The organism is Streptomyces sp. Q2 (assembly GCF_056820935.1).
The window spans coordinates 17,413-38,552 of sequence record NZ_JBXEJE010000034.1 but is presented as its reverse complement, the minus strand read 5'-3'; the positions used below and the strand labels follow the sequence as shown (position 1 = coordinate 38,552).

The 21,140-nt window shown below is 68.6% G+C and carries 18 protein-coding genes; 10 read left to right on the top strand and 8 right to left on the bottom strand.

The genetic code is table 11. The features are described from left to right. Nucleotides 1-89: 89 nt before the first annotated feature. Nucleotides 90-1,655, top strand: a complete 1,566-nt coding sequence (locus tag ACWBNA_RS33130; protein ID WP_482708196.1) for a long-chain-fatty-acid--CoA ligase — start codon at nt 90-92, stop codon at nt 1,653-1,655. 7 nt (nt 1,656-1,662) lie between these two features. After that, nucleotides 1,663-1,872 (top strand): hypothetical protein, encoded by a 210-nt coding sequence (locus ACWBNA_RS33125; protein WP_482708195.1) that lies wholly within the window; start codon nt 1,663-1,665, stop codon nt 1,870-1,872. Nucleotides 1,873-2,379: 507 nt separating this feature from the next. On the opposite strand, the gene ACWBNA_RS33120 is transcribed toward ACWBNA_RS33125, so the two are convergent. The 4 genes from ACWBNA_RS33120 to ACWBNA_RS33105 form a co-directional block, all read right to left on the bottom strand. Continuing rightward, nucleotides 2,380-2,730 (bottom strand): DoxX family protein, encoded by a 351-nt coding sequence (locus ACWBNA_RS33120; protein WP_482708194.1) that lies wholly within the window; start codon nt 2,728-2,730, stop codon nt 2,380-2,382. 288 nt (nt 2,731-3,018) lie between these two features. Continuing rightward, nucleotides 3,019-3,609: a TetR/AcrR family transcriptional regulator gene (locus ACWBNA_RS33115; protein ID WP_482708263.1), complete on the bottom strand. Its 591-nt coding sequence runs from the start codon at nt 3,607-3,609 to the stop codon at nt 3,019-3,021. A gap of 52 nt (nt 3,610-3,661) precedes the next feature. After that, complete coding sequence (locus ACWBNA_RS33110) at nt 3,662-4,744, bottom strand: SMP-30/gluconolactonase/LRE family protein (protein WP_482708193.1); 1,083 nt, start codon at nt 4,742-4,744, stop codon at nt 3,662-3,664. Nucleotides 4,745-4,903: 159 nt separating this feature from the next. Further along, nucleotides 4,904-5,719, bottom strand: coding sequence for an oxidoreductase (locus ACWBNA_RS33105; RefSeq protein WP_482708192.1), 816 nt, complete (start codon nt 5,717-5,719; stop codon nt 4,904-4,906). A gap of 290 nt (nt 5,720-6,009) precedes the next feature. On the opposite strand from ACWBNA_RS33105, the gene ACWBNA_RS33100 reads away from it, so the two are divergent. Then, entirely contained in the window at nt 6,010-6,249 is a 240-nt protein-coding gene (locus tag ACWBNA_RS33100) for a hypothetical protein (protein WP_482708191.1), read from the top strand. A gap of 540 nt (nt 6,250-6,789) precedes the next feature. Here the strand turns inward: ACWBNA_RS33100 and ACWBNA_RS33095 are convergent. The 3 genes from ACWBNA_RS33095 to ACWBNA_RS33085 all read right to left on the bottom strand — a co-directional run bounded on the left by ACWBNA_RS33095 (nt 6,790) and on the right by ACWBNA_RS33085 (nt 9,775). Continuing rightward, entirely contained in the window at nt 6,790-7,764 is a 975-nt protein-coding gene (locus ACWBNA_RS33095; protein WP_482708190.1) for an enoyl-CoA hydratase/isomerase family protein, read from the bottom strand. Between the two features lie 142 nt (nt 7,765-7,906). Beyond that, on the bottom strand, nt 7,907-8,287 hold the full coding sequence (locus ACWBNA_RS33090) for a hypothetical protein (protein ID WP_482708189.1): 381 nt from the start codon (nt 8,285-8,287) through the stop codon (nt 7,907-7,909). A 678-nt stretch (nt 8,288-8,965) separates the two neighbouring features. Beyond that, nucleotides 8,966-9,775 carry an enoyl-CoA hydratase/isomerase family protein gene (locus ACWBNA_RS33085; RefSeq protein ID WP_482708188.1) on the bottom strand — a complete coding sequence of 270 codons (810 nt, stop codon included), beginning with the start codon at nt 9,773-9,775 and terminating at the stop codon, nt 8,966-8,968. A 526-nt stretch (nt 9,776-10,301) separates the two neighbouring features. On the opposite strand from ACWBNA_RS33085, the gene ACWBNA_RS33080 reads away from it, so the two are divergent. Continuing rightward, a complete protein-coding gene (locus tag ACWBNA_RS33080; protein WP_482708187.1) occupies nt 10,302-13,073 on the top strand; it encodes a helix-turn-helix transcriptional regulator in 2,772 nt (923 codons plus the stop codon). A 135-nt stretch (nt 13,074-13,208) separates the two neighbouring features. Here ACWBNA_RS33080 and ACWBNA_RS33075 read toward each other — a convergent pair whose 3' ends face one another. Then, complete coding sequence (locus ACWBNA_RS33075; RefSeq protein WP_482708186.1) at nt 13,209-13,754, bottom strand: MarR family winged helix-turn-helix transcriptional regulator; 546 nt, start codon at nt 13,752-13,754, stop codon at nt 13,209-13,211. 322 nt (nt 13,755-14,076) lie between these two features. Here ACWBNA_RS33075 and ACWBNA_RS33070 point away from each other — a divergent pair, with 322 nt between their 5' ends. From ACWBNA_RS33070 to hpaD, 6 genes are read left to right on the top strand one after another with little or no spacing between them, the layout of a single operon-like run. Then, nucleotides 14,077-14,580: a flavin reductase family protein gene (locus tag ACWBNA_RS33070; protein ID WP_482708185.1), complete on the top strand. Its 504-nt coding sequence runs from the start codon at nt 14,077-14,079 to the stop codon at nt 14,578-14,580. 59 nt (nt 14,581-14,639) lie between these two features. Next, a complete protein-coding gene (hpaB, locus tag ACWBNA_RS33065) occupies nt 14,640-16,109 on the top strand; it encodes a 4-hydroxyphenylacetate 3-monooxygenase, oxygenase component (RefSeq protein WP_482708184.1) in 1,470 nt (489 codons plus the stop codon). Beyond that, complete coding sequence (locus ACWBNA_RS33060) at nt 16,106-17,551, top strand: fumarylacetoacetate hydrolase family protein (RefSeq protein WP_482708183.1); 1,446 nt, start codon at nt 16,106-16,108, stop codon at nt 17,549-17,551. Before hpaB ends, ACWBNA_RS33060 begins: the two co-directional genes overlap by 4 nt. Then, entirely contained in the window at nt 17,548-18,480 is a 933-nt protein-coding gene (gene dapA, locus ACWBNA_RS33055) for a 4-hydroxy-tetrahydrodipicolinate synthase (protein WP_482708182.1), read from the top strand. The genes ACWBNA_RS33060 and dapA overlap by 4 nt, the downstream gene beginning before the upstream one ends. Next, nucleotides 18,477-19,964 carry a 5-carboxymethyl-2-hydroxymuconate semialdehyde dehydrogenase gene (gene hpaE / locus ACWBNA_RS33050; RefSeq protein WP_482708181.1) on the top strand — a complete coding sequence of 496 codons (1,488 nt, stop codon included), beginning with the start codon at nt 18,477-18,479 and terminating at the stop codon, nt 19,962-19,964. Before dapA ends, hpaE begins: the two co-directional genes overlap by 4 nt. Then, the gene (gene hpaD, locus ACWBNA_RS33045; RefSeq protein ID WP_482708180.1) at nt 19,961-20,965 is read left to right on the top strand and encodes a 3,4-dihydroxyphenylacetate 2,3-dioxygenase; all 1,005 of its coding nucleotides are present in this window, start codon (nt 19,961-19,963) and stop codon (nt 20,963-20,965) included. Before hpaE ends, hpaD begins: the two co-directional genes overlap by 4 nt. The last annotated feature ends 175 nt before the right edge of the window (nt 20,966-21,140 follow it).

Sequence of the window (21,140 nt, the reverse complement as noted above, 5' to 3'; positions counted from 1 at the left end):
ACGTTGCTGGGCCGGGAAACCCACGGCTTCGTACCCGCTCGGGACTTCGTCCAGACGTGACTGCAACCTCGTGAACCAGGAGAACGACGATGCACAGACCGACCCGCCACGTGTCACGCGTACTGACCGATTCCGCGTCCCGGTACCCGGAGCGCGCCGCCATCGTCTTCGGTGACGACCGCATCACGTACAGAGCTCTCGACGCCGCGGCCAACCGGGTCGCGAACCTGCTCGTCTCGCGCGGCATCCAGCCGGGTGACAAGGTCGCACTGTCCTGCCCCAACCTGCCCTACTTCACCAGCGTCTACTTCGGCATCCTCAAGGCCGGGGCGGCGGTCGTGCCGCTGAACGTGCTGTTGAAGGCCCGCGAGGTCGCCTATCACCTCACCGACTCCGACGCGAAGGCGTACTTCGCGTTCGAGGGCACGGCGGAGCTGCCGGTCGGACAGGCGGCATGGGAGGGATTCCAGGCGGCCGAAGGCTGTGACGAGTTCTTCCTGATCGAGGGCGGCGGCGCGCCGTGGGCCGGGGACGGCACGCCGGAGTCGTACGCCTCGGTCGTCGCCGAGCAGCCGGTGACGTTCCAGACGGTCGAGCGCGACGAGGACGACACCGCGGTGGTCCTCTACACCTCCGGCACGACCGGCCGGCCCAAGGGCGCCGAGCTGCGTCATCGCAACGTGTACGACAACGCGCTTGCCGGCATCGACCTGTTCGCCGCGGACCCCGAGCGCCCCGACACCTACCTGTGCGCGTTGCCGCTGTTCCATGCCTTCGGTCAGACCGTGATCCAGAACGGCGCCCTCGCCTTCGGCGGCACGATCGTGATGCAGCCGAGGTTCGAGGCGCGGTCAGCGCTGCGTCTCATGCGCGACCAAGACGTGACGTTCTTCGCCGGCGTCCCGACGATGTACTGGGGACTTCTCGCCGCACTCGACGAAACGATCGATGTCGCCCGCCTGGCCGCGAATCTTCGCGTTGCGGCGGCCGGTGGCTCAGCGCTGCCCGGCGAGATCCACAAGCAGTTCAAGGACCGCTTCGGCGTCACGATCCTCGAGGGATATGGACTGTCCGAGACCTCTCCGATCGCCTCCTTCTCCCGCTTCGGGGAGGAGCCCCGCGTCGGCTCGATCGGCGTGCCGATCCCGGGCGTGGAGATGAAGCTGATCCGCGACGACTGGTCCGACGTCGAGGGCGGTCCCGACGAGATCGGGGAGATCGCGATCAAGGGGCACAACGTCATGAGGGGCTACTACAAACGGCCCGAGGCGACGGCCGAGGTGATCCAGGAGGGCTGGTTCCGCTCCGGCGACCTCGCCCGCAAGGACGAGGACGGCTTCTACTACATCGTCGACCGGTCCAAAGACATGATCATCCGGGGTGGCTTCAACGTCTACCCGCGCGAGATCGAGGAAGTGCTCATGGAGCACCCCGCCGTCTCACTGGTCGCCGTCATCGGCGTACCGCACGAATCCCACGGCCAGGAGGTCAAGGCCGTCGTGGTGAAGAAGGCCGAGAGTGGCACGACCGAGGAGGAACTCGCCGCCTGGGGGAAGGAGCGGCTCGCAGCGTACAAGTACCCGCGCATCGTCCAGTTCGTCGACGAGCTGCCCCTGACGTCCACCGGCAAGATCCTCAAACGCGGACTCACCTGAGCACGACATGCCGTCCTCACACCAGACGGCGGGCCTCGGCGTCCGGGACCGCACGGCCAACGAGACCGGCTGGACGGCACTGCTGGGCGCGGACGGCATCGCTGAGCCGCGGCCGTTTCTGAAAATGGACCTCCAGGGCTACGACCTGGAGGTGTTCTCCGGCGCCGGGGACCGGATCGGGGCCCTGGACGTTGGCCCATCCGGGCAGACGATCTGACTCGAGCCGATACCGTCGCGGCCGGTCGCAACCCGGCCCCGGATCATGTCCGGTCCCGCGCGGCCTGAGCGATCCGAGAGAGGCGGAGTACGCGGGACTCAGGTCGGTGGTATCAGCGCGATCCGGCAGCAGGGACTGTCGACGATGCTGATTCTGAAGGGCGAAACAGCCCAGCGGTGTTGAGCGACCGGGAGCACAACCGGAGGAGAGCGACAGAGGGCGCCAGGTGTTCGGCTGGGCCGCCGACGCTTCCGACGCTTGTGCCGATCAGTTCCCCAAAGCTGATGGTCGGTCACCTGATCGGCACTGCTGGCCCCTGACGCGGACCGCACTGTAGCCGCCCGCAAGTCCGGTGCTGTCCGGGGTGGCTGGCGTGGGCCGTCCCAGACATGGAGGGCGCCGGCCCTCCCGCAGCGACTTGCCTCCAGCCCGGGCGCTGGAGGCAAGCGTCTGGCAGTGGTGCTCCGCGTGATCGTGAGCTGGTCTGATCGCGGTCGTGGAGCACGATCAGACGGTCGCGAAACCCAGCACCAGCGGCGCTACGGCAACGAGCATGATGGTGGCCGGGAGGCCGATCGACTTCGTGTCGCCTCCACGGACGTGCGTGATCACGGCGCCCAAAAAGTACAGGACGACACCGATCGCCGCCGCGATGCCCAACGGTCGGTAGACGATGCCGGCGAGCAGCCCCAGAGCACCCGCGATCTTGAGCAGGCCGAGTGGCAGGAACCAGCTGTCGGGCACCCCGAGCGCCTTGATTCCCTCTGTGATCTTCGGGTCGCGGGTGATGTCGGGCACGGCAGAGAGGACCAGCACCAGGGACAGCACGACAGCGATGACGACATAGGCGATGTACACGGAGAACTCCGGAGGGATTGGCGGGACCGTTGATCGGTCCAGGAACAGGGAGCGGCAAGCGATGAGCCGCGGTCATGTGACTGCCTCGCGTCCGCCGCACTGTTGCGTGCCGGGCATGCCCGAGCGCACCGGGGGCGGGGAAGGGAAGATCACCGTGGCGGGTCGGCACATCGGCGCATCGGCGTGGTCAGATCCCGACGGGGGTGTGATCCCCACCGTATTCACGCCGGGCGGGGATCATCGGTTTCCACATCCCCGACGTGGAAAACAGGTCGTCGGGTGAAGCGATCAGTCGTGATGCTCGGCATCCAGCATTGCCAGGGCGTTGCGGATGCCCTGTTCGAGGAGTTCGTCGGCGAGCTGCCGGTCGGTCAGGGCACGGGAGAGCTGCAGCGTCCCGGCCATCATGCCGAGGAGGCTGAGTGACTTCAGACGCGCCGACGCTGGATCGTGGGGTGCCAGCCGGGCGGCGAAGCCGTCGATGAGGGTCAGTGCGCCGTCGGTGTAAGCCTGTTTGGTGAGATCCGCAGAGCGTGAGATCTCGTCGAGCAGGGCGGCGTTGGGGCAGCCGTCCTCGATGCTGTCGCGCTGCTCGGCGGAGAAGTACCAGCGCACGATCTGCTCGAGTCCGGCACGGCCGGGCGCCGCCTGAGCGACGATGTTCTCGTGCTGTGCGCGCATCTGGTCGGCGACCGCGGTGGCGACGAGTTCTTCCTTGGAGGAGAAGTAGGCGTAGAAGGTGCCGTTGGTCAGGCCCGCGTCCTTCATGAGCGTGGCGACTCCGGAGCCGTCGATGCCGTTGCGCTTGAGTCGGCGGCCGGCCGTAGTGATAATCCGCTGCCTTGTCTGCTGTTTGTGTTCTTTCGTGTACCGCACGATGCGTTCCTCCCTGGCAGCCGGGGCGCAAGCCCCGGCTGCCACCCTGGTCAGGTCAGTGTGCCGCGCCTGCGAGGAGAGCAGGGAAGTTGATCCTGGCAGTCTGCAGTTTCGGGTCGTGGGGCTCGGGGACGCCGCCGTCGGTGATGTACAGGCGGTCGCCCCGAACGGCGGTGGCGGAGGGCGAGGCGAGACCGTCCGCGCTGGTCAGGACGGGCTTGTAGGTGCCGTTGGGGTAGACGACCACGACCCTGTCCGGGCCGTTGTTCGAGGAGGAGCCGTTCTGCGCCGCGAAGACCACATCGGAGCGGGGGGTCAGGAAGCTGAGATCGTCGATGTTGGGCAGGCCGCCCGCGACAACGCGGATGGGACCGGCCGTGCCGGTGCCGGTGATCGGTACCCGCAGCAGGGTGCCCTTGTTGAAGTTGGTGATCCACAGGGCGCCGTTGTGGAACCTGAGCCCGTTGGCGCCGATCGGCAGGGCTTCGGTCGGTACCGGCGCGAGAGCGGCGTCGGTCAGCCACGGGGTCGCCGATCCGCCCGAGACCGGAACGGACCAGACGATGCCCTTGAGGCTGTCCGCGATGTAGAGGGTGCGTCCGGCCGAGTCGACGGCCAGCCCATTGGGGCCCGAGTCGGCGGGCAGAGCGGCGACGCGCTGAGAGGAACCGTCCGCCAGCAGCTTGTACACGCCGTTCCTGGCGGCGTTGCCCGGGGCCCACAGCGCGTAGTAGACGGTGCCGTCAATGCCACGGGCGTTGCCGCTGATCGCCTCACCCACCTGGCCGGTGGCAAGCACCGTGCGCTCTCCGGAGGCGGAGATGCGCATCAGCTCCGGACCGTGGGTACGCTGGCACACCGCGCAGCTGCCGAGCAGGGAGAGGGTCACCGAGCCGTCGGGGTTGGCGGTGATGTTCTCGGGGATCTCGCCGGCGGCGTAGTCGAAACTCGCCGCGGTCCGTACGTCGGTGACGGCGGATCCGCTGTACGGGTGCCCAGTCCATGCGGACGCGGACGGCGCCGAGACCAGGACGGCCGCCGTCGCGGTGACTGCCAGCGCGATGCCGACGTTCCTCTTCAGAAAACGCCGTGCGCTCGATGCACTGCGCCGGGCCGTTTGCTGGCTTTGCTGCTGCATGACTCTCCTTGGCAAAGATTACGAGTGACTGGTGTTTGGGCTGTCGGGAACATCAGGGAAGCCGGTGATGTCTGGCACACCGGAGAAATTCGGGGCGGAACCGCCGCCCTTGGAGCCGGACCGGGACGGCGTCGGCACCTCTTGATCCGGATGGGGGTGTCAGGCGGGCATCCGGTTGGTCTTGCGGACCTGCTTGTCGAACGTCCCGTTGGGGACGAGGCGGCGCGCCGCGCTGACGCGTGAGGCGAGGGGGCCGGCGGTGTAGCGCAGCTTCGGCTTCTTGTCGGTGGCTGCTGTGACGATCACCTTGGCGACGACGGCGGGGTCATCGCCCTCCTTCATCGCATCCACGATCATTTCGTCGAAGACGCGCCGTCGCTCCGCGTACAGCGGCAGCGGGGTGTCGGGCTGCGCGGCGTTGGTGTCGAAGCTGGTCTTGGTGTAGCCGGGCTCGATGAGGAGGACCCGGACGCCGTGCTCGCGGACCTCGTGGTCCAGGGACTCTGAGTAGCCCTCGATCGCGTGCTTCGCCGAGACGTAGAGGGCCATGAAGGGCTGGGGGATGAGCCCGAGGACGGACGAGACGTTGATGATGCGTCCCCCTCCCTGGGCGCGCATGTGCGGCAGGACCGCCTTCGTCATACGCATGACACCGAAGACGTTGATGTCGAAGACGCTCTGGGCCTGGGCGACGGAGTTCTCCTCGACGGCACCGGCTGAGCCGATACCGGCGTTGTTGACCAGGACGTCGATGCGCCCGAACCGGTCGATTGCCTGCTCGACCACGGCGGCGGCGGATTCATCGCTCGCCACGTCGAGGTCGAGGTACTTCACCCCGGCGGGCGGGGTGAGTCCCGAGGTTTTCCGGCCGGTTCCGATTACTTCGTAACCCGCTGCGACGAGGGCGCGGGCCGTCTCCTTGCCGATCCCTGATGAGGCCCCTGTCACGAGCGCCACCGGCCGAGTTGCCGCCATCACGTACTCCCTGAATTCGTCTTACGTTCGTATGTCTTACGTTCGTACGACCATACGGGGGTCGCCGGTCGATGGCAAGTGGTCACGTCCGGCGATCCAGAGAAGGATCCGGAAACGTCGGGCGCGGTACGGGAAAGTCCACGAGCGGACCGCGAGCGGGTGACCGAGACCGCAACCGCCGGTCATCGCATCACCCGCGCATGTCGTCGACGACGGCCTCGGACGTGGACACCCGCAGGGGCAGGGTCGACCCGAGCCCGGTTTACGGGGGACGGTCCCGGTAGCTGAAGGTGGCCACCTCCACTGCCCTCCGACATGCGGAAACCCTCCAGGGCCGGGACATCGAGGAAGTTGTCGAACTTGGTGAGGACCTCGATGGGCAGTGGATACCGGCCCGCTACCGCAATCCGCAGGTTGGCTGCGATCTTGGCGAGGTCGCACCGGTCCGCATACGGGTGGCTGAGGAGGGCGGTGGCTTCTCGCGCGCCTGGGTTTTCCGTCAGGCGGATTGGGTGGCGTGGTCGGTGTAGCCGGCTGCGCCGTCGCCGTAAAAAGGTCGGAGGTATTGAGGGCTGTCGGCTCGTACGCGTTCGTGAGCGCAGGTGAGGGCTGAGAGCCACCTCTGCTGCGGGGACCGGGGTGCCGGTCGGGTCCTTGAGGCCGCCTCGCGCCGCGATCTGATCACCTGTGACAGCCGGCGCGTCGAAGTGGGATGCGTCTGGAAGTGGTCCGTGTGCGCATGGATGATGACGAGCCGGTCCAGCGGTCTGCCGAACCCCTTGGCGTATGGACGACCTCGTGCAGCACGAACAAGACCCCGCACGAGGCCGGCCGGTCCGGCTCCGCGGCTGGCCCTCGACCAGCTTCGGCCCCGGCTCGGGCAGCAACGGCTCGATCAGCGACCACAGTTCATCCGACACGATCCGGGGCCGCAACCGACGTTTCCCCAAGGGCCACAACAATGGGCGGAGATGCCAACAGCCATGTGACCAACCACTTCTGGCTGGCTTCAGCAACGGCCTCGAGGCGATGAACCGCCGATCAGGACGAGGTCGCCACACCGACCCGATCTACTCGTTGGGGCTACCTCCGATTCGCCCGGCGGCGAGTGCTCGCGCGTACGTCTCACGATTCAACAGAGGGAGCTCGCCAGTGGCGTCCGTGGCGGCGATGTACTCGAGCATCCGCCTCTGAGCTTCCTTCGATTGATCCCTGACCAGGAACTCGGCGTGCTCGAACTGCAAGCCGTCCTCGAGCGGCAGGGTGCTGCCGAAGTAGATGGATCGCTTGATGGCTCCGAGTGACTTCTTCGAGCGCAGGCTCAGATACTCCGCGCGCTCGATCGACCGTGCGAGGACCTTTTCCTTTGGCACCACTTCGTCGACCGCACCGAGCGAGAGGGCCTCCGCAGGCGTGAAAGGCCTGCCTTCGAGAACGGCGACCAACGTCTGCTGCCTACCGATCAGACGAGGCAGTCGCTGAGAGCCACCGCCACCCGGTGTCAGCGCGAGCAGGACTTCTGTCAGGCCGATGACGTACTCCCCGTCCGCCATGATGCGCAGATCACAGGCAAACGCCAGTTCCGCGCCGACGGCAAGTGCCGAACCGTTGAGTGCCGCGACGAAGATGGTGCCGCTTGCATTCATCTTCAGGAAGGTGGCATGGAAGGTGTCGAGTTGCAGAAGTGTCTTGAGCCGGGTCATCCCCGCGAGCGTCCTGACAACCGGCACGCGGTTGATAAGTCTCGCCGTGCGCGCTACGAGCTTGGCGATGCGCGTGTTGATCGGCGGGAATCCGGTGCCGCCTTCCTGCAGCCAGCGCACATCGGAATGACTCAAGAAGCGGTCAGGATGCGTACCGGTGAAGACGACCGCACGGATGTCCGGATCGCGGTCTGCACGATCGACCAACTCCTTCAGCTGCTTGGTGATCTCGGGATCGAACAACGCATGCGGGCCTCCGTCGATACGAGCGACAAGCACCCCTGACTGGCCCTCCACGGCAATGTGTCCTGCGGGCTGCGAGCTACTTCGCGACGTGTCCATGTGGTCCTCCGGTGGGTTGGCTGTGGTCGATGGTCTTCGGCGCTCGGTGTGCCGACCGGGCGACCGAGGGGGCAGGTCGGGCGCGCTCATGTCACGCGCATGCCGATCTCGTCGGCCTTGCCGCGTCCCTGCTCGAGATGTGTCATGGCTTCACAGGTCTGCGCGGAGCTGGTCGCCCCTGGCCTTCATGAACAGGTTGCGAGTACGTCACCTGGTGTCGTCGGGCACGTCGGTGGCTCAGGGCGGCCACGGTCAGCCGGACGACGGGATGGGCACCGACCTCCCGGGCGAAGCCGGGGTCGGGTGGCCCGGTGATGCTGAGGACGGTCCCGCCCGCAGCAGCACCCGCAGTGACTTGTCGAGGGATTTCGCCCCCGACCGTGTCGATGACGACGTCCGCGCCGAGGTTGTTCACCAGGTCGGTCTTCGTCGCGCTCGCGGTCGTGGCCAGGCTCGCACCGAGATGCTTCGTCGGCTGCATGGCGATGGTGCCGGCGCCGCCGGACGTGCTGGGCCGACTCATGCGAGGGCTCCGTTTCGTAGCGGTCAGAGGTTTTGGGAGGAGAGAAGAAGCGGCAGGAAACGGGCTCACAAGAGTGGCCACCGGGCTGACCGAACGCTCCGTGCTCGCGGCGGGCTCAGCGCTGATCGAAGGTCGACGCCTGCTCGTTCACGAAGGCCATGGACCGGTCGCGGATGCAAGTAATGCTGATGCACGGGTGCCTTTGAGCCATGCACCACCACCGGATCCGCCCACATCCTGTCCTTGCTTCCGGTTCCGATGATCGCGGTCGCCCTGCCGTCTCCCGCGGTGCGCGCGAGTGCGCTGACCGCGTCCGACGTTACGGACACCAAGCTGCAAGCGGATCTGTCACCGTATCGGTCACGGAGACGACGCCGGCGGCCGAGTCGTCGAGGGAATCCGGGTGGCCAAGCACGTCGAGCCGCAACCGGCAGCACGCGGAGCACGACCGTATGGATCGCCTTCCGCTGCCGCTGCCTGCCCGAAGGCGGCATGGACGAAATACACGCCGACGAGAGTTCCGACAGCACTCCCGTGCTCCCCGACACCACCAAGGCGACGGACGGCTGATCGGCTACACCGCGAAGAGGACATGCCCGGAGGTCGTTGTGATCACGGGCTGGAGGTGATCGGGGAGGAGTCACTCGCTGGTCGCGAACGGGTCTTCGCACTCGGTGTTCACTGGCTCTCCTGACGCGCGATGCCGAGGTAGTCGCCCAAGCGGAGTTCCAGCTCTTCGAGACCCTTTTCGGCAGCGAACTTCTCGAACTGAGGGAGGAATGCCTGGACCCCTGGCCAGGTCAGGGAGCTCAGGAATTGGGTGTAGGCCGCTCGCAGGTCGGCATCGGGCGGGAGCGTCGCCCGGTTGACCTGAGCCTTGGCGGCTGCCAGCGCCGCCTTGTCGAAGGAAGCCAGCCGGGTTGCCACACCGTCCACGAAGCCGTCCAGCTCGGCGTCGGCGACAGTGCGGGTCACCCATCCGTAGTGCTCTGCGGTGTCGGCGTCGTAGTCATTGCTGCTGAGGATGGCTTCGAGTGCCCGGTCCCGTCCGATGAGTCGGGGCAAACGTTCTGTGCCCCCGCCGCCGGGAAGGATCCCGCCGCCGACCTCGGGCTGGCCGAACACCGCGTGCTCGCGGCTGGCGTAGCGCAGATCGCAGGCCAGGGCCAGTTCGTCCCCGCCGCCCCTGGTCCGTCCGCGGATGGACGCGATGCTGATGAACGGAGCTGTGGACAGCCGTATCACGAGATCGATCCACGGCGGCGTCGCCTCCGGGTCGGACGGCATGAAGTCGGCAACCCGGTCGAGATCGAAGTGGTTGAAGAAGTAGCCGGGTGTACTGCTGGTGAAGACGGCTACGTGTACCTGCGGGTCCTCGCTCAGCTCCGTGACGACCTCAACCAGTCGGGACACGGTCTCCCCGACGATGAGATTCACCGGTGGATTCGAGAATGTGATCTTGCGGATTCCTGGTGTCAGCCGCTCCACGCTGATCGTGCTGGGTTGCGTCATCGTTCGCTCCAAGGGTGATCCTGGCGGTTCGTCAGGGGTGCGTGTTCGTCGGGGCGCCCTGAACGGGCAGGGGCGACGCCCAGAACCACGTCTGGCAGGCGCGTGGTCATGTCGTGCTTCTTCCGGCCGGGTGCGCGGCGCTGCCTGACCGAGGGCCTGGCGCGGCATCGAGGCGTAACGTGCTGACGCGGCCGCGGGTTGGGACGGCGGTGTAGCGCGGCCTCGGTTTTCGGGTCGGTGGCCGCCGCGGCGACGCGGCATCCGGCACAACGAGCGGAGTCACTGTCCTGCCGACGCTCCCGACCCAGGATCGCCGTCGCCATGTCTTTCTCCTGCGGTGGGGCGCGAGTGAATGGATCACGCCCGACGCTACGGAGGAAGCGAGGGAAGCGAATCCGTCACCGTGTCCGTCATCGTGTCCGTCAAGACATGGCCTGCTGTGGTTGAACTCGGGTTGCCGGAGTGGCTCCGGGCGCCTGCAGCCCTTTAGGCTTTCCAGCAAATGGACCTGTACGGACGGCGCCAGGAGCAGGCAGCCCTTGATCGGGTCCTTGATGGTGCCCGTCAGGGATCCGGAGCGGTCATGATGCTGTGGGGTGAACCCGGCATCGGTAAGACCGCACTGCTCGAATACGCGGCCGAGTCGGCCGCCGCGGACTTCACCGTCCTGAGATGCCGTGGTACTCGTCTTGAGTCGGGGCTGGCGTTCGCTGCGCTGCACGAACTGCTGTGGCCGGTGACGGAGCGGATCAGTACGCTCCCGCAGCCGCAGGCCAAGGCCCTGAGCGGGGCGCTCGGGATGAGCGGCGACGTGGTGGACCGGTTTTTGATCGGCGTGGCCGTACTGACGCTCGTCGGCGAGGTGGCCAAGGAACGACCGGTGCTCGTCATCGCCGACGACGCCCAATGGCTCGACGAGGCCTCCGCACGGTGCCTGGCCTTCGTCGCGCGCCGACTGCGCAACGAGCCCGTGGTCGTGCTCCTCACCGGACACGACGACCCCGTCGACGGCCCCTGGGAGAACCTGGCGGCCATGGAGGTCCGGGAGCTGGACGACAACAACGCACGGCTTCTCGCCCGTGCCGTCGCTCCGCACGCGGACGAGTCAGTGATCCGCCGCACGGTCCGCGCGGCGGCCGGAAATCCCCTCGCACTCCAGGAACTGACCACGTCGGACGCGGCCGGAGACCTCTCGACCCACCCTCTTGCCGACGAGCGGATCGCCGTCGGGCCCCGCCTGCGCCGTGCCTTCCGCGCCCGGATCGAGAGGTTGTCCGCTCCTGCCCGCACCGCCCTCCTTCTCGCCGCCGCTGATGACCGCAGTGATCACAACACCGTGTGGCAGGCCGGTGTTCTGCTCGGACTTGACGCGGTCGCGTGGGACGAGGCGCTGCACTCGGGTCTGCTCACCAGGCGCTCGGACGGGCGGATCTGTTTCCGCCACCCGCTGATGCAGGCCGTGGTCTACGAGGAGGCGCCGCCCACCAACCGCCAGGCCGTTCATCAGGCGCTCGCCTCCGTACTGACCGGTGAGAACGCCGACGAGCTGCGCCCCTGGCATCTCGCCGCGGCCTCGGAAGCCGTGGGCCGACCCGACGAGGAGGTGGCCCGGCTGCTGGAAGAGTCGGCCCACCGGTCCTGGGCGCACGGTGGCTGTGCCACGGCTGCCCGTGCCTTGCGGCGTGCGGCGAAGCTGTCCCCCTCGATGGACGACGCGGCCAGACGGCTGGCCCACGGAGCCAGGGCGGCCTGGGAGGCCGGTCACGTCGATGTGGCGCGGGGAATGCTGGAGCAGGCCGAAGGGTTCTCCTCCGCATCCACGGTCGCGAATCTCAGTGAGGGGTTGCGCGGGCTGATCGAGTTCGCGCACGGCGATCCGGAAACCGCCTGCCGTCAGCTGACCCGGGACATGGAGCAAGTGGCCGATCCCGGGAAGGCGTTCAGGCTCGGCAGTATGGCGCTGCGGGCGGCGTGGGCGACTGGTCACAGCGGACTTCAGCGCGAGGCGCTTCAGCGGCTCGCGCGGCGGCTCCCGCCAGGGGACTTCCCGAACGCCGATCTGCTGCCGTTCCTGCGACGATGGTGGACGGAGGAGCGGGACGGCGGCGCCGATGACCGCGACCAGGTCGTGGCCCCCATCGCTGAAATCCTCACCCGGCTCAGTGGCAGATCCTGGCTCCTGATGCCACCGGCACCGCTGGCGGTGGCCTGGGGCATCGAGTCCGCCCTGCAGGAGGCGCTCCGCCGCGAGACCGACACGCTGCGGCACACGGAACAGGTCACCGCCCTGACCCAGACGCTGGCCCAGACCGTGACGCTGGACATCGCGCAAGGCTCCTGGACCTCGGCCACGGCGAACGCCCTCGAGGGGCTCCAAGTGGCTGAGGGGACCGGCGACGACCTCTTGGCGGAGCAGTGCCGCGCCAGTCTCGGATGGCTGGCAGCCGCGCGAGGCGATGAGCAGACCGTCGCAAACTTTGCCGCCCGGACCATCGAGGTATGGGTGCCGCGTGGGATGCGCGCCTTGGTCGCCGGCGCGCAGTGGAACCTCGGCTTGTCGGCGCTCTTCGCCGGGCGGGTCGAGGAGGCGCTGGACCGCCTGGTCCGGCTGGGCGAGCACGGGCACCACGCGGCGCATCCCACCATCGCGCTGCTCGCCGCGGCGGACACCGCCGAGGCCGCCCTCCAGGCAGGACAGCGGGCGACGGCCGAGGATCAGGCGTGGCTGCTGCGGCGGTGGGCCGAACGGACGGGGGCGGCGTGGGCGCTCTCCGCGACGCATCTGGTTCATGCCCTGTTGGCGTCGGGGGCGGATGCGGAGAAGCAGTTCCGGCTCGCGCTGGATGTTCCCGGAGCTCGGTCGCGGCCCTTCAACTATGCCCGGACGCGCCTGCTGTACGGCGAGTGGCTGCGGCGTGCCCGCCGCCGTACCGACGCCCGGACACAGCTGGCCGAAGCCGCGGAGACCTTCCGGCGACTGGACGCGGCGCCGCTGCTTGCCCGCACCCGGGCGGAACAGGAGCTGACGGGGCAGCAACCGCGCCGCGACTCCGCACCGGCCCGGGACACCGCAGCTGTCCTCACGCCGCAGGAGTCGAGAGTCGCACGGTTGGCCGCGCAGGGGCTCACCAACAAGGAGATCGCGGCACAGCTGCTGATCAGCCCTCGTACGGTTGGGCATCACCTGGCCAACGTGTTCCCCAAGCTCGGTATCCTCTCGCGCGCCGACCTCGCGCGCGTCGACTTCGAGGACGGGCTGCGTCTGATCGGCTGACCGGCTGCGACCGGGCGGGCCCGCTGACGCCCAGCGCTGAGTTCGGTCGGCTCGGGCAGGCGGCCTGGGCGGCGAAGCAGTCGCCGTCCGCCAGGTAGGACGCCCGCCATCGGCTCTTTGCCCCGGGGAAAGCCCTCAGGTCCGATGCCGGACGTCGAAGTGCGCGGAGTGCGCGGTCAGCTTGCCGAGCAACTCGATGAGGGTCCGCTGCTCGTCCTCACTGAGGGCGCCCGCCCACTTCTGTTCACGTGCGTTGTGCGCCTGGAAGGCAGTGGTGATCGCATGCAGACCGGCCTCGGTGAGGCCGAGCTGGACCGCGCGCCCGTCATAGGAGGCGCGCTCCTTGCTCACCAGGCCGTCCCGTTCCAGCGTGTTCACCAGCGCCGATACGGCAGCTCGGCTCATGCCGGACAGCTCCGCGACCTTCTTCGCCTCGACCGGGCCCGACAGCCAGATGGCGAACAGCACTCGGAAGCCGGGCCATGACCAGCCGCGAGGCCGGTGTACGGCCGATTCGAGGTCGTAGACGAGCATGTTGGCCGCGCGGTGGAGGGTGAGCACCAGCCGCATGGCGAGTGGGTCGATGCCGGGGAGTTCCCGCGAGGCCCGGTCGATGGCGTGGTCGATGAACGACCAGAAGTGCAGGTGGTCGGCGTCCAGCGGTTCCGGTTCCTGGGTCACAGTCGGAGTCTAGGTCGGGCGGCAGCACGGACTGCACTCGGGAAGCGGGCACGCGTGTGCACCCCGTCCATGTTTCCGGAGCGTGAAAAACCTTCGCCCGAGGGCTTCCCCCGAGATGCCGACGGGGGTACGGTCCCCAATTAATCAAAGCATTGATTACATGCCCTGAGCAGTAGTTGTTCTGCTTTGTCCCCTGGGCCTGTCAGGGGGCAGGTCTCCTCCCGGCCGTGCGTCCCGATGCGCGGCCGGGTAGCCCCGGCCGTTCCTCCCTCTCCGCAGACGGGGACGGTTCCGGCGGGCGATCGATCCGAAGGAACCTCGTATGCCCGAAGCACTCGCTCCCCCCAGTCCCGGCGCGCTGCGTGCCTGCATGTCCCGTTTCGCCACCGGCGTCACGGTGGTGTCGTACGCGACCGACAGCGGTCCGCGGGGCGCCACCATGAACTCCTTCACGTCCGTGTCCGCCGAACCGCCGCTGGTCCTGGTCAGCGTCGCCCGCCGGGCCCGCTGCCACGACCAGCTGGCCGACGGGCCCTTCTGCGTGAACATCCTCGGTGCCGAACAGGAGCAGCTGGCCCGGCTGTTCGCCGGGGCCCCGAGCACCGCGGAGCCCCGCTGGGCGGAGGGCGCGCGCGTCCCCCGGCTGGCCGACCCGCTCGCCTGGGTGGAGTGCGAGCCCTGGCGTACGTACGACGGCGGCGATCACACCCTGGTCCTCGGCCGCGTCACCGACCTCGGCCACCGCGACGGCGACGCCCTGACCTACGCCTGGAGCCGTTTCGCGTCCACGACCGAGTCGGCCGACGGCATCGAGCACCTCTTCTGAAGCTTTCCGCCCGGCCCACCCCCCTCTCGAACCCCACCGCACTCCCCAGGAGAACCACCATGGCCGCACGCACCGGCAAGGAATTCCTCGAGCGCCTCTCCCAGTCCCGCCCCACCGTGCACATCCAGGGCGAGACGCTCACCGGAGGAATCCAGGAACACCCCGCCTTCCGCAACGTGGTGCAGACCTACGCCGAGCTGTACGACCTCCAGCACAGCGACGAACACAAGGACACCCTCACCTACACCTCACCCACCTCCGGTGAGCCGGTCGGCACGTCCTTCCTCACTCCGCGCACACCCGACGATCTCGTCAAGCGCCGTAAGGCGTTCAAGGTGTGGGCCGACCACAGCAACGGCATGCTCGGCCGCACCGGCGACTACATGAACAGCTCCCTGATGGCGCTCGCCTCGGCCGCCGACTGGTTCGCCCAGGCCAACCCCGCCTTCGGCGAGAACATCCGCCGCTACTACGAGAAGGCCCGTGAAGAGGATCTGCTGTGCACGCACACGCTGATCCCGCCGCAGGTCAACCGGGCGGTGGCCGGCACCCAGCAGGCGGGCGGCAAGCTCGCGGCCCGCATCGTGAAGGAGGACGACAACGGCGTGGTGATCCGCGGGGCGCGGATGCTCGCGACCATCGCCCCCTTCGCCGACGAGATGCTCGTCTTCCCGTCCACGGTGCTGCGTGGCACGCCCGAGGACAAGCCGTACTCGTACGCCTTCGCCATCCCCAACGACACCCCCGGCCTGCGCTACATCGCCCGCGAGCCCCTCGACTACGACCGCCCGCGCCACGACCACCCCCTCGCCTCCCGCTTCGAGGAATCGGACTGTGTGGTCGTCTTCGACGACGTGCACGTTCCCTTCGAGCGCTGCTTCGCGCTCGGTGACGCCGAGCTGTGCAACGGCTTCTACTCCCAGACCGCCTCCGTGGTGCACATGACCCACCAGGTAGTCACCCGCACCACCGCCAAGACCGAGTACATCCTCGGACTGGTGACCCTGCTCACGGAGGCCATCGGCATCGAGCAGTTCCAGCACGTCCAGGAGGACATCGCCGAGATCATCACCACCCTGGAGACGCTGCGCGCCTTCCTGCGCGCGGCGGAAGCCGACGCCGAGGTCAACGAGTACGGGGTGCTGACCCCGGCCTGGGCCCCCCTCAACGCCGCCCGCAACCTCTACCCCAAGCTCTACCAGCGCTTCCCGCAGATCCTGCGCAAGCTCGGCGCCTCCGGCCTGATGGCCACCCCGACCGAACTCGACATCAACGGCCCGGCGGCCGCCGACATCGAGGCCTACCTCCAGTCTGCCACCCTCACCGGCGCCGAGCGGGTGAAGCTGTTCCGGCTGGTCTGGGACACCTGCATCTCCGCGTTCTCCAGTCGCCAGGCGCTGTACGAGTACTACTTCTTCGGTGACCCCGTCCGCATGGCCGGCGCGTACGTGAAGTCGTACGACCGCGAGCCGTACAAGGCGAAGGTCCAGAACTTCTTGGACCAGCACAGCCTGGAGCGCTCCCGATGACGCACCCCCTGGGGAACCCCCCGTCGAAGATCATCGCTGTCCATCTCAACTACCCCAGCCGGGCCAAGGAGCGCGGCCGGATCCCGGCCCAGCCCTCCTACTTCCTCAAGCCCCCCTCGTCGCTGGCAGGCACCAAGGAGGCCATCGTCCGCCCGGACGGGTGTGAACTCCTCGGGTTCGAAGGCGAGATCGCCCTGGTCATCGGCAGCCGGGCCCAGCGGGTGCGGCCGGAGGACGGCTGGTCCCACGTGCGGTGGGTGACCGCCGCGAACGACGCCGGGGTCTACGACCTGCGGTACGCCGACCGCGGCTCCAACCTCCGCTCCAAGGGCGCCGACGGCTTCACGCCGATCGGGCCGCGGCTGCTGGACGCGCGCCAACTCGACCCGTCCGCACTCCGGTTGCGTACCTGGGTCAACGGCGAACTCGTGCAGGACGACACCACCGACACGCTCCTCTTCCCCTTCGGACAGCTCGTCGCCGACCTGTCGAGACTGGTCACGCTGGAGCCCGGGGACGTCATCCTGACGGGCACTCCGGCCGGCGCGTCCGTCGTCTCCCCCGGCGACACGGTGGAGGTCGAGGTCACCGGCAGCGGGCAGTCCACCGGGCGGCTGCGCAACCCCATCGCCTCCGGGCCCGTCCTGGAGACGTACGGGGCGATGCCGAGGACGGACGCGGCGGAACGCGAGGCCGCCCACGGAGCCGCGTACACACCCGAGCCACTGCTCGACGAACGCATCGAGGACGGACTGCGTTCGGTCGCGGTCGCCACACTCAGCGCACAGTTGCGGGGGCGCGGACTGCCGCACATGTCCATCGACGGGGTACGTCCCACCCGGCCGGACACGAAGATGGTCGGCGTCGCCCACACGCTGCGCTATCTGCCGCTGCGTGAGGACCTGTTCAAGCGGTACGGCAACGGCATGAACGCTCAGAAGCGGGCCATCGAGCAGCTGCGACCCGGCCATGTGCTGGTCATGGACGCCCGCCGGGACACCTCCGCCGGCACGATCGGCGACATCCTCGCCCTGCGCGCCCAGCAGCGCGGCGCGGCCGGGGTGGTCACCGACGGAGGCCTGCGCGACAGCGCCGCCGTCACCGAACTGGGGCTGCCCGTCTACCACGGCGGAGCCCACCCCTCCGTCCTCGGCCGCCGCCATGTGCCGTGGGACACCGGGGTGCCCATCGCCTGCGGCGGAGCCCTCGTGCAGCCCGGCGACCTGCTGGTGGGAGACGCGGACGGCGTGGTCGTCGTACCGCCCGAGCTGGCCGAGGACCTGATCACCGACTGCCGGGAGCAGGAACAGCGGGAGCGCTTCATCACCGAGCAGGTGCGCGCCGGGCACGACATCGACGGCCTGTATCCCCTCGGTCCCGACTGGCACGAGATGTACGAGCGGTGGCGCAAGCAGCACAGCACGCAAGGAGAGCCCACATGAAGTTCCGCAGCGACCCGTCCGCCATCCGCGGATCCATCGCTCCCGCCATCACCCCCTTCACCGCGGACGGAGCCGTCGACCACGACAGCCTGCGCGCGCTGATCCGCTTCCAGCTGGAGTCCGGTTCGCACGGCATATCGCTGGGCGGCTCCACCGGCGAGCCCAGCGCGCAGAGCGTCAGCGAGCGGATCGCGGGGATGCGGACGGCGGTCGAGGAGATCGGCGACCGCGTCCCGTTCCTGCCCGGGACCGGATCCCACAAGCTCGACGAAACCCTCGAACTCACCGCTGCTGCACAGGAGTTGGGTGCGGACGCGGCGCTGGTCATCACGCCGTACTATGCGCGCCCCACGCAGGAGGGGCTGTACCAGTGGTACGCGACCGTCGCCCGGGAGTTCCCGGACCTGCCGATCGTCGCCTACAACGTGCCCTCGCGCACGGCCGTCGACATCGCGCCCGAGACGGTGAAGCGGCTGTTCACCGACTTCGAGAACTTCGTGGGCGTCAAGGAGACCACCAAGGACTTCGAGCACTTCTCGCGCGTGCTGCACGCCTGCGGGCGCTCACTGCTGGTGTGGTCGGGCATCGAGCTGCTGTGTCTGCCGCTGCTCGCGCTCGGCGGTGCCGGGTTCGTCTCGGCCGTCGCCAATCTCGCGCCCGGCGCGGTGGCCCGGATGTACGAGCTGTGGGAGGCGGGCGACTTCGAGGGTGCCCGCGATATCCACTACCGCCTGCATCCGCTCGTCGATCTCCTGTTCGTCGAGACGAACCCGGCGCCGGCGAAGTGGGTGCTGCACCAGCAGGGACGTATCGCGTCGCCCCATGTCCGCCCGCCGCTCACCTCTCCCACCGACGCGGGCCTGTCGAAGATCCGCGCGCTGCTCGCCGAGGGCGGAGACCTCACCCAGCAGATCGGAGCCGCGCAGTGAGCACCACTCCTGAGCACCTTCCCGCCGTGATCCCGCACTGGATCGGCGGAGAACTCCTCGACAGCGTCGACGGGCGGACGTTCCCGGTGGCCGATCCGGTGTCCAACACTCCGTACGCACAGGCCGCGCGTGGCTCCGCGGCCGACGTGGACCGGGCGGTGACGGCCGCCCGGGTGGCGTTCCCGGAGTGGTCCGGGCTGTCCAACCGGGCGCGCGCGAGTGTCCTGTACCGGATCGCCGACGCCGTCGAGGCCCGTCATGACCGGCTCGCCGCCTTCGAGTCGTACGACTCCGGGCTGCCGATCACACAGGCCCGCGGCCAGGCCCGGCGCGCCGCCGAGAACTTCCGCTACTTCGCGGATGTCGTCGTGGCCCTCGGCGAGGAGGCGTTCCGGCAGGGCGACGACCAGTTCAGCTATGTGGTGCGCACCCCGGTGGGAGTCGCCGGGCTGATCACTCCCTGGAACACCCCGTTCATGCTGGAGAGCTGGAAGCTGGCCCCGGCCCTGGCGTCCGGCTGCACGCTGATCCTCAAGCCGGCCGAGTGGACCCCGCTGTCCGCGTCGCTGTGGCCGGAGATCTTCGAAGAGGCAGGCGTGCCCGCCGGGGTGGTGAACATCGTCCACGGCATCGGCGAGGAGGCCGGCCAGGCCCTCGTCGACCACCCGGACGTGCCGCTGATCTCCTTCACAGGCTCCTCCGACACGGGCCGGCACATCATCCGGTCCTCCGCCGAGCACCTGAAGACGGTGTCGATGGAGCTGGGCGGCAAGTCCCCGGTCATCGTCTTCGCCGACGCCGACCTCGAAGCCGCCCTCGACTCGGTCGTGTTCGGGGTGTTCTCCCTCAACGGCGAGCGCTGCACGGCAGGTTCACGCGTACTCGTCGAGCGCCCGCTGTACGAGGAGTTCACCCGGCGACTGGGGGAGCGGGCCGCGAACGTACGCGTCGGGCTGCCTTCCGACCCGGCCACCGAGGTGGGCGCGCTGGTGCATCCCGAACACTACGAGCGCGTCCTGAACTACGTGGAGATCGGCAGGAAGGAGGGCCGTCTGGTCGCCGGCGGCAGCCGCCCCGAGCACCTCGCGGAGGGCAACTACCTCCAGCCCACCGTCTTCGCCGACGTCGAACGCGACGCCCGGATCTTCCAGGAGGAGATCTTCGGCCCGGTCGTGGCCGTCGCTCCCTTCGACGACGAGACCGCGGCCGTGGAGCTCGCGAACGCCACGCAGTTCGGTCTGGCCGCCTACGTCTGGACCTCGGACATCAAGCGCGGCCACCGCATCGCGCACGCCGTCGAATCCGGCATGGTCTGGATCAACTCCCACAACGTCCGCGACCTGCGCACTCCCTTCGGCGGGGTCAAGGCGTCCGGCGTCGGCCGCGAGGGCGGCGCACACTCCATCGACTTCTACACCGAATCGAAGATCGTCCACGTCGCCCTCGCCGAGGTGCACACCCCCCGCTTCGGAGCCACCTCATGACCGCCTCGAACGCCCCCGACGTCGTCCGGTCCGCCTACGCCCAGCTCGCCGTCACCGACCTCGGTGCCGCCCGCTGGTTCTGGGTCGACATGCTCGGCTTCCACATCCAGTACGAGGACGCCCGGTCGCTGTACCTGCGCGGCACGGACGAACTCACCCACCACTCGCTCGTGCTCCGCAAGGGCGATCTGGCGGCCCTCGACCACATCTCCTATCGCGTCCGCACCCCAGAGGACGTCGACAAGGCGGAGAAGTTCTTCGTCGGACTCGGCTGCCCGGTCAAGCGGTTGAAGAAGGGCGAGGGAACGCACGGTGTCGGCGACGCGGTCCGCGTCATCGACCCGCTCGGCTTCCCCGTCGAGTTCTTCCACGAGATCGAGCGCGCCGGGCGCCTCATCCAGCGCTACGACATCCGCCACGGCGCCGAGATCGCCCGCCTGGACCACTTCAACATCTGCACCCCCGACATCCCGGCCGCCTACGCCCACTACCAGTCCCTCGGCTTCGGCTGCTCGGAAACAATCGAGGGTGACGAGCACGAGCTGTACGCGGCCTGGATGTACCGCAAACAGACCGTCCACGACGTCGCCTTCACCGGCGGCGCCGGGCCGCGCCTGCACCACGTCGGGGTGGCCACCCACGAGTCCCACCAGGTACTGCGCGCGGCCGACATCTTCGGCTCACTGCACAAAGAGCACCACATCGAACGCGGCCCCGGCCGGCACGGCGTCTCCAACGCCTTCTACCTCTACCTGCGCGACCCCGACGGCCACCGCGTGGAGATCTACACCTCGGACTACTACACCGGTGACCCGGACCACGAGACGTACCGCTGGAACGTGCGCGACGACCGCCGCCGCGACTTCTGGGGCAACGCCGTCATCGAGTCCTGGTACAAGGAGGCCGTCCCCGTCCTCGACCTGGACGGACGCCCGCAGCCCGTGACCGACACCGTCCTCGACGAGTCCGCGGTTCAGGTGGGTGCGGACGGCCTCGGCTGATGCTCCCGGCGGTGGGGGGACCCGTAGGTGCTTCGCGCCCTTCGGGACCCCTCGCCGCGCCCTCGACGGACTCGGGATCTTCTCATACACCCCATTCATCGCACTTTGTAAAAAGCGGATACGACAGTTAGTATCCGGCGGCACGCCTACCTGCCGGCTTGCCGAAGGGCCCGCA